The organism is Alloalcanivorax balearicus MACL04, assembly GCF_025532145.1.
GTDB lineage: Bacteria > Pseudomonadota > Gammaproteobacteria > Pseudomonadales > Alcanivoracaceae > Alloalcanivorax > Alloalcanivorax balearicus.
The window spans coordinates 16,176-31,128 of sequence record NZ_ARXS01000035.1 but is presented as its reverse complement, the minus strand read 5'-3'; the positions used below and the strand labels follow the sequence as shown (position 1 = coordinate 31,128).

At 62.4% G+C, this 14,953-nt stretch carries 18 protein-coding genes; all 18 read left to right on the top strand.

Going from position 1 to position 14,953, the window contains the following annotated elements:
* Window positions 1-2: 2 nt before the first annotated feature.
* The 18 genes from MA04_RS19865 to MA04_RS19780 all read left to right on the top strand — a co-directional run bounded on the left by MA04_RS19865 (window position 3) and on the right by MA04_RS19780 (window position 14,945).
* Window positions 3-701, top strand: coding sequence for a transglycosylase SLT domain-containing protein (locus tag MA04_RS19865; RefSeq protein ID WP_262462417.1), 699 nt, complete (start codon window positions 3-5; stop codon window positions 699-701).
* 21 nt (window positions 702-722) lie between these two features.
* On the top strand, window positions 723-1,262 hold the full coding sequence (locus MA04_RS19860; protein ID WP_262462416.1) for an integrating conjugative element protein: 540 nt from the start codon (window positions 723-725) through the stop codon (window positions 1,260-1,262).
* 12 nt (window positions 1,263-1,274) lie between these two features.
* Window positions 1,275-1,748, top strand: a complete 474-nt coding sequence (locus MA04_RS19855) for a PH domain-containing protein (RefSeq protein ID WP_262462414.1) — start codon at window positions 1,275-1,277, stop codon at window positions 1,746-1,748.
* A 13-nt stretch (window positions 1,749-1,761) separates the two neighbouring features.
* Window positions 1,762-3,990: a type IV conjugative transfer system coupling protein TraD gene (gene traD / locus MA04_RS19850; RefSeq protein ID WP_262462412.1), complete on the top strand. Its 2,229-nt coding sequence runs from the start codon at window positions 1,762-1,764 to the stop codon at window positions 3,988-3,990.
* 10 nt (window positions 3,991-4,000) lie between these two features.
* The gene (locus MA04_RS19845) at window positions 4,001-4,714 is read left to right on the top strand and encodes a TIGR03747 family integrating conjugative element membrane protein (RefSeq protein ID WP_063139772.1); all 714 of its coding nucleotides are present in this window, start codon (window positions 4,001-4,003) and stop codon (window positions 4,712-4,714) included.
* Between the two features lie 140 nt (window positions 4,715-4,854).
* The gene (locus tag MA04_RS19840) at window positions 4,855-5,262 is read left to right on the top strand and encodes an integrative conjugative element protein, RAQPRD family (protein ID WP_063139771.1); all 408 of its coding nucleotides are present in this window, start codon (window positions 4,855-4,857) and stop codon (window positions 5,260-5,262) included.
* A gap of 3 nt (window positions 5,263-5,265) precedes the next feature.
* Window positions 5,266-5,493, top strand: a complete 228-nt coding sequence (locus MA04_RS19835) for a TIGR03758 family integrating conjugative element protein (RefSeq protein ID WP_063139770.1) — start codon at window positions 5,266-5,268, stop codon at window positions 5,491-5,493.
* Window positions 5,494-5,542: 49 nt separating this feature from the next.
* On the top strand, window positions 5,543-5,932 hold the full coding sequence (locus MA04_RS19830; protein ID WP_063139769.1) for a TIGR03745 family integrating conjugative element membrane protein: 390 nt from the start codon (window positions 5,543-5,545) through the stop codon (window positions 5,930-5,932).
* Between the two features lie 24 nt (window positions 5,933-5,956).
* Window positions 5,957-6,391, top strand: coding sequence for a TIGR03750 family conjugal transfer protein (locus MA04_RS19825; RefSeq protein WP_233918372.1), 435 nt, complete (start codon window positions 5,957-5,959; stop codon window positions 6,389-6,391).
* Window positions 6,388-7,059: a PFL_4703 family integrating conjugative element protein gene (locus MA04_RS19820; protein WP_262462406.1), complete on the top strand. Its 672-nt coding sequence runs from the start codon at window positions 6,388-6,390 to the stop codon at window positions 7,057-7,059. The genes MA04_RS19825 and MA04_RS19820 overlap by 4 nt, the downstream gene beginning before the upstream one ends.
* A gap of 3 nt (window positions 7,060-7,062) precedes the next feature.
* Window positions 7,063-8,013 carry a TIGR03749 family integrating conjugative element protein gene (locus MA04_RS19815; protein ID WP_262462404.1) on the top strand — a complete coding sequence of 317 codons (951 nt, stop codon included), beginning with the start codon at window positions 7,063-7,065 and terminating at the stop codon, window positions 8,011-8,013.
* Complete coding sequence (locus MA04_RS19810) at window positions 8,000-9,448, top strand: TIGR03752 family integrating conjugative element protein (protein ID WP_262462403.1); 1,449 nt, start codon at window positions 8,000-8,002, stop codon at window positions 9,446-9,448. The genes MA04_RS19815 and MA04_RS19810 overlap by 14 nt, the downstream gene beginning before the upstream one ends.
* A 37-nt stretch (window positions 9,449-9,485) precedes the next feature.
* A complete protein-coding gene (locus tag MA04_RS19805; RefSeq protein WP_233926271.1) occupies window positions 9,486-9,956 on the top strand; it encodes a TIGR03751 family conjugal transfer lipoprotein in 471 nt (156 codons plus the stop codon).
* A gap of 9 nt (window positions 9,957-9,965) precedes the next feature.
* The gene (locus MA04_RS19800) at window positions 9,966-10,421 is read left to right on the top strand and encodes a hypothetical protein (RefSeq protein WP_233926270.1); all 456 of its coding nucleotides are present in this window, start codon (window positions 9,966-9,968) and stop codon (window positions 10,419-10,421) included.
* Between the two features lie 3 nt (window positions 10,422-10,424).
* A complete protein-coding gene (locus tag MA04_RS19795; RefSeq protein WP_262462401.1) occupies window positions 10,425-13,355 on the top strand; it encodes a conjugative transfer ATPase in 2,931 nt (976 codons plus the stop codon).
* Window positions 13,352-13,921 carry a hypothetical protein gene (locus MA04_RS19790; protein WP_233918368.1) on the top strand — a complete coding sequence of 190 codons (570 nt, stop codon included), beginning with the start codon at window positions 13,352-13,354 and terminating at the stop codon, window positions 13,919-13,921. The genes MA04_RS19795 and MA04_RS19790 overlap by 4 nt, the downstream gene beginning before the upstream one ends.
* A 13-nt stretch (window positions 13,922-13,934) precedes the next feature.
* Window positions 13,935-14,444 (top strand): hypothetical protein, encoded by a 510-nt coding sequence (locus MA04_RS19785; RefSeq protein ID WP_233918367.1) that lies wholly within the window; start codon window positions 13,935-13,937, stop codon window positions 14,442-14,444.
* A gap of 204 nt (window positions 14,445-14,648) precedes the next feature.
* Window positions 14,649-14,945 (top strand): hypothetical protein, encoded by a 297-nt coding sequence (locus MA04_RS19780; protein WP_233926168.1) that lies wholly within the window; start codon window positions 14,649-14,651, stop codon window positions 14,943-14,945.
* Window positions 14,946-14,953 lie beyond the last annotated feature (8 nt).

Sequence of the window (14,953 nt, the reverse complement as noted above, 5' to 3'; positions counted from 1 at the left end):
GCATGCGTGCTTGGTTTGAGCTTTTCCATCATGCCCTTCGTGTGCTTGCCCCCCTGGTGACACTCGCCCCGCTCTCCGCCGGCGCCAACGGCCTGAACGAAGACCCTCTGAGCAAGGCGGTGCCGCCGGCGTATACCGCCGCGGCTCTGCGCCATGCGGTGCCTCCCGTGGTGCTGTACGCCCTCGCCCACACCGAGTCCGGTACCTCACTCAACGTGGGCAAACGGCCCTGGCCCTGGACGCTCAATATTTCCGGCCGGGGCTACCGTTACCCCAACCGGACCCAGGCCTGCCAGGCGCTGAATCAAGCCTTAAAAACAACGCGGGTGATCGACGTGGGGCTGGGACAGCTCAATATTCGCTGGAATCCGGCGCTGTTCGGTAGCGAGGGGCGATTCTCCGATCCCTGCGACGCCCTGGATCCCTACGACAATCTGGACGCCACCGCCGCCCTGCTGCGTCAGCGCTTTGACCAGGATGACCACGGCAACAACGGCGATTGGGGCCGCGCGGCCGGGCGCTATCACCGCCCTGCCGGTGGCGCACCAGCGCAGCGTTACCGCCGCGCGTTCCTGGCCGAAATGAAGGCGCTGAACAGCGCCACCGTCTTCCTGGTGCACCAGGGCGGGCAAGGCGACACGACGGCTGAAAGAGCAGCACCACCAGGACACCCCACTTACACCAACGAGTTTTCCTTTTAATTGATTGCAAGGCTGCGCCCCATGTTGATCCGCCCGCTCATCACGCTGTTCACCCTCATCACGACCGCCACCGCCGTACACGCACAAGTGAAGTCACCGCTTACGGTCATTGCCGATGAAGGCGGGCAGCCCGCTCAGCCCTACTACGTGGCTATCGGCGCGGCGCAGGTGGATGAAGAAGACGGCTTTGTCGCGGCAACGCCGGACACTGTGCTGGACCGGGCCGCGACTGAGGCAGACATGTTGCCCGTGGTGTCCGAACGGCTGAGTGTCGGGCCCGTCACGCCTCGGACGCTCTCCCTACCCCCAGGCACCACCCCGTTTTTTTTGATTGGCACGGATCCGGATTCGGTGCGCTGGCTCACGCAACGCCGTGAGCGGCTGGTTGAACTGCGGGCCGTGGGGATGGTGGTGAACGTGGCGACCGCTGAGGATCTCGCCGCGCTGCGCGAACAGGCACCGGATTTGGAACTGCGTCCGATCCCCGGTGACGATCTGGCAGAACGGTTTGGCCTCGACCACTACCCAGTGCTGATCACCCCCACCCGACTGGAACAGTGACCGGAGACCGCCATGACCACCGACTCTGCATCCCACAGCGACGACCTCATCTGGAAAACCCGTCCCAGCCAGTGGCTGAACGTGCCCACCTTTTTCGTGGTCGCGATGGCGGTGCCACTCTCTGTCGTTGGCTTGCCCTGGCCATTTTCCATGGTGGGTCTCGTGTTCGTGCTGCCCGCGCTCTGGAGTTACCTGGTGGTGCGCTGTACGCGCTACACCCTGACGGCGCGGCATTTGCGCATTGAGTTCGGCGTGCTCACCCGCCACACCGAGGAAGTGGAGCTGTACCGCATCGAAGACACCGGCCTCTCCGCTCCCTTCTTTTTGAGACTGGTGGGTTTGGGAAACCTCTATGTACTGGGGTCGGACCGATCAACGCCACGCATCCTGCTCCAGGCCGTTCCCGACACCGAGTCCAAACGCCAGCAGCTGCGGGACCAGGTGGAAGCCGCACGCCGCGCCAAGGGCGTGCGCGTGATCGAGTGATCGGAGACGCGGCATGAGCCAGGATCACCCTATTGAGTCCTTGTTGCGCCCTGCCGTGGAAGCCTATACGGCAGGCACTTGCCTTGGGTGCGCGATCCTCTGCCTCTGGGCCCCCTGGTCCATCGCCCTCACGCCTTCAATCGGTTACGGCACCGCCGCCGGCTTTTTGGTGTTCGGGGGCATCCGGGGCCGGCAGGCGTGGCGGATCTGGCGCTATCGTCGCAATATGAAGCGCCTTCCCCGGTTCAGTCTCACGTCACGGCAGATCCCGGTGAGCCAACGCCAATTGTGGCTGGGCAAAGGGTTCCGCTGGGAGGCGATCCACACTCGCCGGCTTTATGAAGCACAGTTGCCCGAGACGCAGTCGTACCTGCAACCGTCTCTCCCCTACCAGCTGGCTCGGGCCTGGGAAAACCGACTGGATCGTTACACCTGGGGCGCTCCAGTCATCCAACTGCTCAGCGCGGATACCCCGCTCAATCCCGTCAGGCCACTACCGCCGGTGGGCGGCCTGCCCGCGCTGCACGCCGTTGAGCCCCGTGAGCGGGACGTGTACCTGCCACTGGGCGAACGGGTCGGCCATACCCTGGTGGAAGGCACCACCCGAGTCGGCAAGACACGATTGGCGGAGATACTGATCACTCAGGATATCCACCGGGGCGATGTGGTGATCTGCTTCGATCCCAAGGGGGATGCGGACCTCATGATGCGCATGTACATCGAAGCGCACCGCGCTGGGCGAGGCGACGCGTTTCATATTTTTCATCTGGGGTATCCGGCGTTATCGGCACGGTACAACGCGGTGGGGCGCTTCGGGCGGATCTCCGAGGTGGCCACGCGCATTTCCGGGCAGTTGTCCGGTGAAGGCAATAGTGCCGCGTTTCGGGAATTCGCTTGGCGGTTTGTCAATATCGTGGCCCGGGCCCGGCATGCTCTGGGGCAGCGTCCCACCTATGAGCAAATCCTGGCCGACGTCATCAACATCGATGACATCATGATCGAGTACTGCGTCGCGGTGCTTACCCAATACGATCAAACCGCCTGGGAGCAGATCCAAAAGGAGGAGAAAAAACTCAATCCCAAGACGATTCCTCGCAACATGCAGGGCCGTCATCCCCGAGTCGTGGCCATTGAACTGTATCTACAGAGTAATCCGGTAGCCGATACCGTGCTGCAGGGCCTGCGCAGCGCCGTCCGCTACGACAAAACCTACTTCGATAAAATCGTCGCCAGTTTGCTGCCGCTGCTGGAGAAACTCACCACCGGCCAAACCGCCGAGTTGCTGAGCCCGGACTACACCGACTTGGAAGACAAACGCCCCATTTTCGACTGGCGTCAGGTTATTCGCCAGCGTGGGATTGTGTATATCGGGCTGGATGCCATGAGCGACTTTGAAGTCGCCCAGGCCGTGGGCAACTCCATGTTCGCGGATCTGGTCAGTATGGCCGGCCACATCTACAAGCACGGCATCGATGATGGCCTGCCTGATATCGGACGTCGCGCCGGCAAACTCCCCATTAACCTGCACTGCGATGAATTCAATGAATTAATGGGCGAGGAGTTCATCCCCTTGATTAACAAAGGTGGGGGCGCCGGAATCCAGGTGACGGCCTACACCCAGACGCTGTCGGACATTGAGGCGCGCATTGGCAATGCCGCGAAAGCCCGCCAGGTGGTGGGCAACTTTAATAATGTGATCATGTTGCGCGTTCGGGAGGACCGAACCGCGGAGCTACTGACCCGGCAACTCAGAAAGGTCTCCATCAACCAACGCATGCTGATGTCGATGACCTCGGACAACAGTAATGTCGACACCGACCAGGATTTTTCCAGCTCTGGCGGCGATCGGGTCTCCACCGTGCAGGTACCCATGATCGAACCGGCCGATGTCGTTTCACTCCCCAAAGGCCAGGCGTTCGCGCTCCTGGAAGGCGGGCAACTGTGGAAGATCCGGATGCCCCTGCCGCTACCGGACACGGGCAAGGAGATCCCTGCTGGCATCACGGATCTGGCGTCACGCATGCGCGAGAAATACCACACCGGCGATCATTGGTGGGAAACGGTGATGCCCGCGCCCATCCAGATTACACCACCGGCGGGTGACGTTGGTGTGCCGACAACGCCGGCCTCATCCGCGGGGAGTCTTGCGCCCCAAAAAGCAAACTGGGAGGGGGATTTTGAGGTCGCATCCGGCTACTCGGATAGCTTGGGTGAGGTTGACGACGGCGTTGATGAGGACTGAGGCGTAGGCCATGGCGGAAACGACGGCTCAATCGACTCAATCCAGGCACGGCCGCCGCACGCCGCCTGGTCTGCTGTCCCGGCTGCTGGGGCTACCCTTCCGGATCGTTGCGGTTCTCTTATTCTCGATTATCTCGGCGGTCCTGATCGAGTGGGTGGGGATGGCGTTCCAGTGGTGGGACCAGCCCGGGGCCGAGCACGCCTTGCACATGATGCATACGGAAGTCGGCTGGTTGGACAGCCATTTTACGCGATCACTGTTGCTGTCCAACCCGGTGGTGACGGTACAAACCGCCGTGGAAGCGGCCTTCGATACCGTTCTGATTAAAACAGGTATTGGGCCCGCTCTGATGCAGTATTCCAGCGAATCCGGTTGGCTGGGTACCGTGGCGACCTACCTGTTGGCCGCCGTCTATATTGCGCTGGTGATCCTGGTGCGCGCCGTGATTTTATTTTTGACCTTTCCGCTGTTCGTGATGGCGGCGCTGGTGGGGTTTGTGGACGGGCTGGTTCGTCGTGATCTGCGTAAGTTCGGTGCAGGAAGAGAGAGTGCCTTTATCTATCACCACGCCAAACGCTGGGCCGGGCCGGTGTTCATCACCGGCTGGTTACTCTATTTGAGTGTGCCCTGGTCCATCCATCCCAATGTGTTTTTATTGCCCTGTGCCAGCCTGTTTGGGCTGATCGTTAGTATCACTGTCGGATCATTCAAAAAATACCTTTAACGGTCAGACTCCCCTCTCCATCTCGGGTTATGTCACCTTAAAAATAAAAAGCCACGTCGGGACGTTGGGATTATCCGTTCCGCCCGTCCCCTCCTTTTTCTAGCCTGCCGTCATCACGTTCATCACAGGACTGACCGGGCATGCTTTTCAGGTCTTCTAAGTGGTCGTTACCGTCCCGTACAAACACCCTCCGAGTCATCGCCGCCGCCTTGCTGTTAGTGATCGGCGGTGGCGCCTCTCGTGTTGCCGTCGCCAGTGACGTTAACGACGCCATACAGCGTCGGGATCTGGCGTTGCTCCAACAGCGGCTGGAGGATCTGCAACGGGTGGTCGATCGGCTCGCCTCTCGGCCCGTCCGTCACCAGACCGATGCCCACGCCTTCCGCGCCGGCCAACGGGTTTTCCTCGATGTGGACGCCCTGCATCGCGATCTGCAAATCGTTATCGACGGCATTGAGTCCTACATGGCGCCCCCGCGTTTGCCACCACGGCGCCCAACGCCGCTCTCCGGTGACTATCTCACTGACACAGCCGTGGAGCGCCAGTGACGTATGGATCCCGCTTCCGCGTTTCAAGTTGGGGCCGGCCAGTCCTGGGCATTGTTCGCCCTGGTCATCGCCGGCCTCGGCTGCACCGCCGTGCTGCTGTGGGCGGCGTGGGCCTACATCAGCACCTTTCGCGGCTGGTCCACCAATCGCGTGCTCGGGACCATCGCCGGCGGCGCCGTGATCCGCATCGCGCTGGTCGTCCTCCTGCTGTCCTGGGTTTTTCTTTCTTAAGTCGTCCTTTCACCTGCTCTGCGCTCACTACTCTATGGAGATTGTTACGATGAATCGTTTGTTCCATCCCGTGTTCCAAAAAAGCCGTCACCGCATTCACGAGATCAAGACGCTATTTTACCGGGTCCTGGCCCTGCTGACCGTGGGCATCACGTCATCGCCCGCCCTGGCTCAGCTGCCCACCATGGATGAACCCACCCGGGGGGAAGGCAGCGGTTTGATGGAAACCATTCAGAACTACCTGTACGACGCCGCAATCCTGGGCGGGCTGATCATCGCCACCGTCGCGTTCTATATCGTGGGGCAATCGGCGCTCGCCAAGTACAAGGAGGCTTCCGAGAAGGGCCAGTGGGGCGCCTTCGGGATCACCATCGTGGTCGGCATCATCCTGATCGTCGCCGTGATCTGGCTGGCCACCAAAGCCGCCGAAATTTTGTAAGTCATCGGTTCAAGGCGGATCACGATGGCCACACCCACCATCACCTTTTTGCCCTCCCGGCTCAATCAGGCTCCGGTGGTGTTCCGGGGCATGACCGGCCGGGAGGTCGCCTTGGCGGCGGGTACCGGCTTTGCCGTGGGATTGATTCCGGGCATTGTCGCCGCCTTCGCGTTCGGCATCGCCATGGTGCCGACCTGTGGCGCGTTGGGTGCCGGGGCGGTGGTGTGGTTCGGAGGGGGCGTGTTACGGCGTCTACGCCGTGGCCGCCCGGAGACCTGGCTGTATCGCCGCATCGCCTGGTCACTCGCCTTGCGCGGGTTCGCCAGCCGCCACCGCTTTATTACCCAGTCCGCTGTTTACGGCACCCGGCGGTACGCCTCGGTGCGCGCCAAACGCCGTGCTCTCCCGGCTTCATCCACTCAACCCACTCAAAAAAACCGGAAGGGATCAGGATCATGAGTCGATTTCGACACGCTCAGTCCGCCCGCGATGCCCACATCCTGACGTTGCGGGTCATCGTCGCCGTGTTGCTGCTGTTGTGCGGCGGGATGTGGTGGGGCTGGAAAAGCGCGCCCCAGGATCTCACCATCCACAACCCGCCCGATCTGCGCTCCGGTAGCACCCGCAAGTGGTGGGAAGTGCCGCCCAGCAGCGTCTACAGCTTCGCGTTCTATATCTGGCAACAACTGAACCGTTGGCCCGCCAACGGCGAGGTGGACTACAAGCGCAACCTCCACTCGTACAGCGCGTATTTGACCCCGCAATGCCAGGTGTCTCTGGAAAACGACTACACCGCTCGTCAGCGCCGCCAGGAGTTGAAGGGGCGTGTGCGGGGCATGTACGAGATCCCGGGGCGTGGCCTCCGGAAAGACGCGGTTACCATCCTGGATCGGGACCACTGGGTCGTTACGCTCGATCTGGCCATCGATGAACACTACGCCGGCACGCCCGTTCGTGATGTCTATGTGCGCTATCCCCTTCGAGTGGTGCGCGCCGATGTGGACCCGGAACGCAATCCCTGGGGGTTGCAGTTGGATTGCCTGGCCGATACCCCGCAACGGCTGTCCGTGCCGCGTGGCGATACCGGTGACGACCCGACCGGCAACGCCGATTCAACGGAGGAATAAATCATGCCCCCTCTCCTTCGATTCCCGCGCCCTCTACGCGTGCTTCTCGTTTTCCTGTCGGCGTTGGTCACGACCGCTGCGGCCCTGACGCCGGCCTACGCCGTCGAGATCCATCACTGGGAACGCAAACCCATTCCGGTGGACTTGCCCGTCGGTGAGGAACGTATTGTCCTCATTGATCGCAATGTGCGCATTGGGCTGCCCGCCGAACTGGCTGACCCCGAGGTACTGCGCGTCCAGTCCGTCGGCGGCGCGCTTTATTTAATGGCGAAAAAGAAGTTTGAAGCACAACGGGTGCAGGTCCAGGACATCGAGTCCGGCCAGATTTTTTTAATCGACCTGGCCGCCACGGAAGGAGCCAGTGCCGAGGATCTTCGCATTGTCGTCTCCGGGGACCAGCCACCAACGTCCACTGCGCAAAAGAAGACGTCGGCCAACGAAGAGGGAGCGTCTTCACCTGACGCGTCGAACGCGCCGCCCTTGCCGGTTCGATTGACGCGGTACGCTGCACAAACCCTGTACGCGCCCCTGCGCACCGTGGCACCGCTGCCCGGCGTGCGCCGTGTGCCCATGCGCGTTTCACAGACGGTACCGCTGTTTTGGGAGCTGCCCTTACAAGCCCAGCCACTGGCCGCCTGGCGTGCCGGCGGGCTGACGGTCACAGCGGTGGAGATCACCAACCCGGATCCCAATCGGGAATTCGGGCTCGATCCACGCCGCCTGCAGGGCGAGTTCGTCACCGCCACGTTTATGCACCCCAGCGTGGGACCGTCAACGTCGTCCACGTCCACCACCACGGTATTTCTGGTCACCCGGGGCGGCGGATTGGAGAAAGCACTCTACCCACCCGCTCCGAAGCGGTCGCCTCAGCCCGATGACGGCCGCCAGAGCGAAAAAAACGCTGAAGAAGGCCGATTAAAAAAAACGAAGGAGGCGGCCGATGCTGAAAAGTAACGGGTTGCTCAAAATCCTGCTGCCGTTCCTTGTCATCGTGGTGCTGGTGATCGTGATTCGCGGCTGCAATAGCGACGACACCCCGGACGCGGCGGCCTCCGGCGCCTCGGAGCAGAAGGACGCCTCCCTGACGTTGACGGACGATGAGATCCAGGCGCTGGGCATTGAGGGCGATACGCCCCGGGATACGGTCGCCACCCTGGTCGGCGAGATGCGCGCCATGCGCAAGGAACTGGATGACACCCGGGCCGAGAGTCAGAAGTTGCGGGATCAGAATGCACAATTGTCTGAACGGGCGAGCAACGTGGACAGCGCCATCCAGTCCGCGCTACGCGAAGAGCGCCGGCGCGAGGCCGAAAAAGACCAGTCCTTGCTCAAGACGTTCGAGTCCAAGCTGGACACACTGCGTCATTACACCGATCGCGGCGGTGATGGCTCAGATCAAGAGGAGCTTCCCGTTGGCTTGGGCCTGGGCGACGGCGGTCTGAGAAACGGTTCTCTGGGGGCGGCCGGTACCATCACGCCAGGATTGGTCTGGGTCAACCCGGCCGACGCCCGCACCGATGAAAAGACCGGGGAATCGGTGTTTCCTTCTGCCTTTTCCTTGTCGGATACCGCCGCCGGCGGCGCGAAGGTCCTGGGCCGGGCCGCCGACAGCGTGGAAAGCCGCATCCGGGGCAAGGCGGATCCCAGTACGGTGCGCCCGGTCTATACCATTCCTCAAAACTCGACGCTGACCGGCTCAGTGGCCATGACCGCGCTGCTCGGTCGTGTACCCATCGACGGTACCGTGAACGATCCCTACCCGTTCCGCGTCATTGTGGGCAAAGACAATTTAACGGCCAACGGCATTGAGATCCCCGAGGTACGGGGCGCCATCCTGGCCGGCACCACCACCGGGGACTGGACGCTATCTTGTGTCCGCGGGCAAGTCGATAGCATCACGTTTGTTTTCGATGACGGCACGGTGCGTACCGTGCCTACTCCGGATGACCCTGATGACGGCAATTCCTCATCTAAGAAAAACGGGATTGGTACGCTCTCAACGCCGCACGGGCTGCCGTGTATTCCTGGCGAGCGCAAAACCAATGCCCGTGAGTTTCTGCTGACCACGTTCTTGATGGCCGGCGCGGAAGGCGCCGCTGACGGCATCGCCATGGGCGAGACCAGCACTCAGATGGACACCAATGGCGCCTTCACGGCCCTCACCGGCAACGCCGACAAGTTTATTTTGGGGCGGTCCGCGTCCGAGGGCCTCTCCGAGACTCGAAAGTGGATACAAGAGCGGTTCGGTCAAACGTTCGATGCCGTCTACGTGCCGCCCGGCCAACCGGTCTCCGTGCTGATCGACGTCCCCCTTCCCATCGACTACGAAACCGAAGGACGAAAGGTGCACTATGCGCAATCCTCCTGGTCCCAACCTTCTCTTGATTGATTTTTTATCTTTATTAATCGGTACTCAGCGTGCCCGGGTGGCTGCGGTCGCCGTGCTCGGTGTCCTTGCCGGACTGGGTGGTTGTGCCACTTCCCAGGACAAACTGATGCCGGTGGATGAGGCCACCACCATGGCGGACCTGTGGCGCCAAGGCGGGCAGTCCGCAGGTTCTACCGCGTCATCGACTCAAAACACGTCTCAAAACAAACACCCGCGCCTTCAGGAAATCCGGCACACCTTGCGCCGGCCGTTGCCGGACGCTGAGCAGGGCCTGGGGCCGTATCACCCGTACACGCGCCATGTGGAGAACGAGATCCGCAGTCAGTTCCCCCGGCTGCCCAATCCCGATTTGGTGATGTACGTGTATCCACACCTGGCGGGCAGCCCGGACGGTGAGCAGGTACCGGTGCCCGGGTATTCGACCGTGTTCCCGCTGTACGAGCGGGTCCAGTACGCCCAGCCCGGGGAGGTCGCCTGGCCCTGGCCGGCGCCCGCTTCCGATCCGTAGGAGTAAGTGATGGTCGTCCAACCTGCTCAACCTACCCAGCGGCACTCGGCTATCGCCTTCGTGCTGGGCACCGTGGCAACCGGTCTCTACATGGGGCCCGTGTTCTGGGATAGCCCCGGCGCCGACCGGCTTCCCCTGCTGTGGGGCCTCACCGCCGGCTATCTGGGGTTGCACGGGGTGGCCCTGCTTATTACGCCCTATCGCCACGGTGTCACCGCCTCCTGGTGGCGGTGGCTGGGCTACTGGTCCGCGATCCTGGGCAGTGTCGCCATCTTGGGCGCCCTGCTCCCGCTGATTGCCAGCGCGCTCGACGCCGGTGTCGTGGGCGATGCGCCCACCACAGCGTTCTGGCGGGGCGTGGCGCTGACCCTGGCCGGCACGCTTCTGTTACTGACGCACATCGAGTTGGCCCGTGCCGGATTGCACTTCGTCGGTTTGCGACATCGTCAGGCGCGCCAGGAGTAACCTATGTTCGATACGATAAAGCGGTTTTTTAACCCATCGCCTACCAACCTTAACGAGAGCCAAGCCCCGACTTGGGAAGGGGTTAAGGATGGCACGCGTGTTGAGGGTCAGGACGGCGCCGCCCTTCTCCATGCCGATGGCGCCGCGGCATTGAAGGCCCCGGAAGGGAACCCCATCGCGCAGTCACGCGGTAAGCCCCTGACCTGGGCCGAGATCAAGCGCTCGTATCAGCGTGGTCCGTCCTTTACCCGATTTCTGCCCTGGGTGGAGTACTTGCCGGACTCCGGCTGTTTTTTATTGGAGGACGGCGTCTCCGTGGGCATCGCCGCCGAGGTGACGCCCATCCCCACCGAAGGCCGCTCGCAAGACACCTTGGCCGGCCTGCGCGATCAGATCGAGGCCACCCTGCAGGACGCGCTCCCGGAGTACGACAGTCATCCTTGGGTGGTGCAGTTGTATTGCCGGGATGAGGTGGATCCGGCCGCGGAAATGGCGCGGGTGGTCCAACACGCCGATCCGGCCCTGTTGGACACCGCCTTCACCCAGGCCTGGCTGCGCAGTATGGAACAGCACCTGCAGGCCATCGCCAAGCCCGGCGGGCTGTTTCAGGATGATGTGGTCACGCGCACGGATTGGCGCGGGCAAACCCGGCGGGTACGCCTGGTGCTGTATCGCTGGCTCGGCCCCAACCCTAAAGGGGTCCCTGAAGAGGCCGCCAACCAGGTCTACGACCGCCTGGCGGCGGGTCTGGAAGGCACCGGTTTACAGCTTAAAAAAATGAATGGGGCGGCGTTTCATCGGTGGATGCTGACGTGGTTCAATCCGCGCCCGGCCGCCGACCCCGATACGCCTCATGCCTTTTATGACCGGGTGGCCTACCCCGGGGACGACGCCGTGGCCGGTCTGCCGGATTACGATTTTGCCGAGGATCTTCTGTATCGGTCGCCCCGCGCTGATGTGGACAGTGGGCTGTGGTATTTCGATGGTCTGCCCCACCGCGCCATTCCGGTGGAAGCGATGCGCCGGGCGCCGGATGTCGGTCACCTGACCGGGGAGATGCCCCGGGCCGGCGGGCAGGCGTTCAACGCGCTTATGGACGTGCTGCCGGAGGACACCGAGATGGTCCTCACGATCGTCGCCACGCCCCAGGACGTGTTGGAAGACCACATCAACACCCTACACGGCAAAGCCCACGGGGATTCTGTGCACGCCACCGCGGTGCGGGAGGACTGCCAAACCGCACGCGCCATGCTGAACCAGAATCACAAGCTCTATCGATCCTCCCTGGTGTTTTATCTCCGCGGTCACAATGAAACCGATCTGGAACAGCGGACCCTGACGCTCATCACCCAGTTGCAAAGCGCTCACTTGAAGCCGGTGGACGCGGAAGACGAAATCGCGCCGCTCAACACCTGGTTGCGCTGGCTGCCCATGGCGTTCGATCCGCAACAGGATAAGCCAGGCTGGTACACCCGGTTGAACTACGTGCAGCACCTGGCGAACCTGGCGCCGTTGTTTGGCCGGTCTCGCGGCACCGGCCGCCCCGGTTTCAGTTTTTTTAATCGCGGCGGCGGGTCGTTCGGGTTTGATCCGCTGGATCCCAATGACCGGGCCAAGAACGGCCATATGTTCGTGTTCGGGCCCACTGGCGCCGGTAAATCCGCCACCTTGAACGGGATCTTCAGCCAGGTCATGGCACTGCGTCGGCCCCGTTTGTTTGTGATTGAGGTGGGTAACTCCTTTGGGTTGTTGGGGGAGTATTTCCAGCGGCACGGGTTGACCGTCAACCGGGTAAAAATGGCGCCCGGCAAAGCGCCGCCTCTGCCCCTGTTCTCCGAGGCGCACCGCCTACTGGACGACGACGCCATTACCGAACGCCGCAAGGTGGAGGACCGTCAGGACGGCTGGTCCGACGAGCCCGCGCCGGTTCCGGAAGAAAACGATGAAGAGGACGACGAGGACGCCGACGAGCGGGACGTGCTCGGGGAAATGGAACTCACCGCCCGCCTGATGATCACCGGCGGCGACCCGCAAGAGGAAGCGGAGTTCCGCCGCGCCGACCGGCGTCTTGTGCGCGACGCGATCTTTTATGGGGCGCAGCGCAGCCGCGACGAGGGGCGCCAGTGTCTGACCCAGGATGTGGTGGCCGGCCTTCATGCGCTGGCCACGGATCCCAAGGTACCCCTGCCCCGCCAGTCCCGCGCCCATGAAATGGCCGAAGCCATGGCGCTCTTTTGTGACGGGTTTGATGGGGAGGTGTTCAACCGGGAAGGTCAGGCCTGGCCGGAATGTGACGTCACCATTGTTGATTTGGCCCATTACGCCCGGGACGGGTACGAGGCGCACCTGGCCCTCGCGGTGATTTCTCTGACCAACATTATCATCACGCTCGCCGAGCGGGATCAGTACAAGGGCCGCCCGATCATCCAGGCCATCGATGAGTGCCACATCGTCACGATCAATCCGCTGTTGAGCCCTTACTTGGTCAAGGCCGGCAAGATGGGGCGCAAGTTGTTCTACTGGATCTGGCTCGCCACCCAGAATTTGGAGGATTTCCCGGACGCCAGCCAGAAGCTGTTGAACATGATCGAGTGGTGGCTGTGTCTGGTGACACCGCCGGATGAAATTGAGCAAATCGCCCGGTTTAAGGCCCTGTCCGCCGAACAAAAAACCCTCATCGGCAGCGCCGCCAAGGCCCGGGGGCGCTACACCGAAGGCGTGGTCCTGGCCGACCGCATCGAGGCGCTGTTTCGCATCGTGCCGCCCAGTTTGTATCTCTCTCTGGCCGGCACCGAAGGTGAGGAGAAACAGGAACGCAAGCGGGTCATGGACGAACACCAGTGCAGTGAACTGGACGCCGCGATTCGCATCGCCGAGGAGATGGACCGCAAGCGGGGGTTGCACGCCCTCGACAACGAGGCGGCGCCATCATGAGGCCGGTGACCGAAGAGGTACCGGACAATCCCGATGCGGGATGGGGGATCGCTCTGGTGGCCGTGGGCGCCATTTCTCTGGTTTACGGGTTTGGCATGACGCTGCTGTACCTCGCCGCCGAGACTCGGCCGGATCATGTGATCTGGCCTCTGCTCGTGCTTGCCGCGCTCGGCGACACACTGCTGATCGTCGCCAGTTGGCCCTTATGGCATCGGCTGCTGCGAACCCAGCGCCGTAACGACGGGCCCATTCGTCTGGTGCCGATGGCCCAGTGGGGCGTGCGCGCCCTGATCGCACTGGTCGGGGCGGGAATCGCGTTCTACGCGTATCGCCGAATCCCGCAAGCGCTCCCCTTGCTCACTCTCTCAGGATGGCAAGGGGCCCTCGCCAAAGGCGCGACCGACGCCCTCAACGTGTATGGGGCGCTGTGTCTCCTGCTGTGCGCTTGGCGCGGTGTGCTTGCCCTGTGCCTGGACATTGATCGGGCACGTTACGACAAAACAGTGCCGCACGAGGCCCCTGCCGCGCCACCGTCAAACCCGGGCACCGCGCAAGGCCAACCTTAAGGAGATCGAGATCATGAAAGTCTCTCTGCCGAACACCACCGATCCGCATCCGACTCTTCCCCCCACGACATGGACGCGCACTGCCCTCTGGTTGGCCGCCCTGGCGGCGGGATTGACCCTGTGCACCGCAATCCTGTTCTCGGCCTCTCTCGCCAGCACCGCCTATCCGGTCACGCCTGGGCGTTGGATCGGCGCCTTTGTGCTTGGCATGGCCGCGTGGGGATTCGGTCTGCAACGCTGGTTGCAACGCAAAAGGCCCTCCATGCGCTGTGAGCCCCGGTTAAAGGGACTGCTCAACCTGGCGGGACTGATCACCCTGATCGGGGGGTGTCTGTACGTCGCCCACCCCATCCTCGCCCATGCCGTGCATCGGCTCGACGCGCTCGCCACCCTGGCCGCGTCGCCGGCATTGGGCCGACAGGATGCTCTGGCGTTACTCCTGGCGCTGCTCACACTTTCCCATGCACCCATGATGGGGGTTCTGTTAACCGACCTGATCGTGCCGTTTCGGCGCTACCTATAGGAAAATCCGTTTTGCTATCACCAGGACATAAACATCTGGGCATAGTGTTTGACCGCCACCCATCCCTCCGGCATGACCAGAAACAAGACAACGATGAATAACCCCGTGGCAGCGATGCTTCCTAATACCCATTTCACGGCCCTTCCCATCACCCTCCTCCATCAACGCACCGATATAAAGGCAACGTATAGGCAGAACCCCATCATGACAACCTCACAAGACCACCAGCTCAACCTTCGCGTCAGCCGGCAACTCTGGGACCGTTTTGTCGAGGCCGCTCACACGCGGGCGCAAACCCCTTCTTCCGTGCTGCGCGCTTTTATGGCGGCCTATAGCCAACTCGCCGTGGCGCCCGATAGCGAACATCTGGATCGGGATCAACTTCAGCGGCGCGTGCGCACCCTGGAGCAGTATCTGAGTCAGACCGGCCAGCCCTTGCCTCTGGAGGCCGTGGAACCCCAAGACAGCGCGAACACCACCGCGCAGACCGATCCTCAATAAGGCACGTA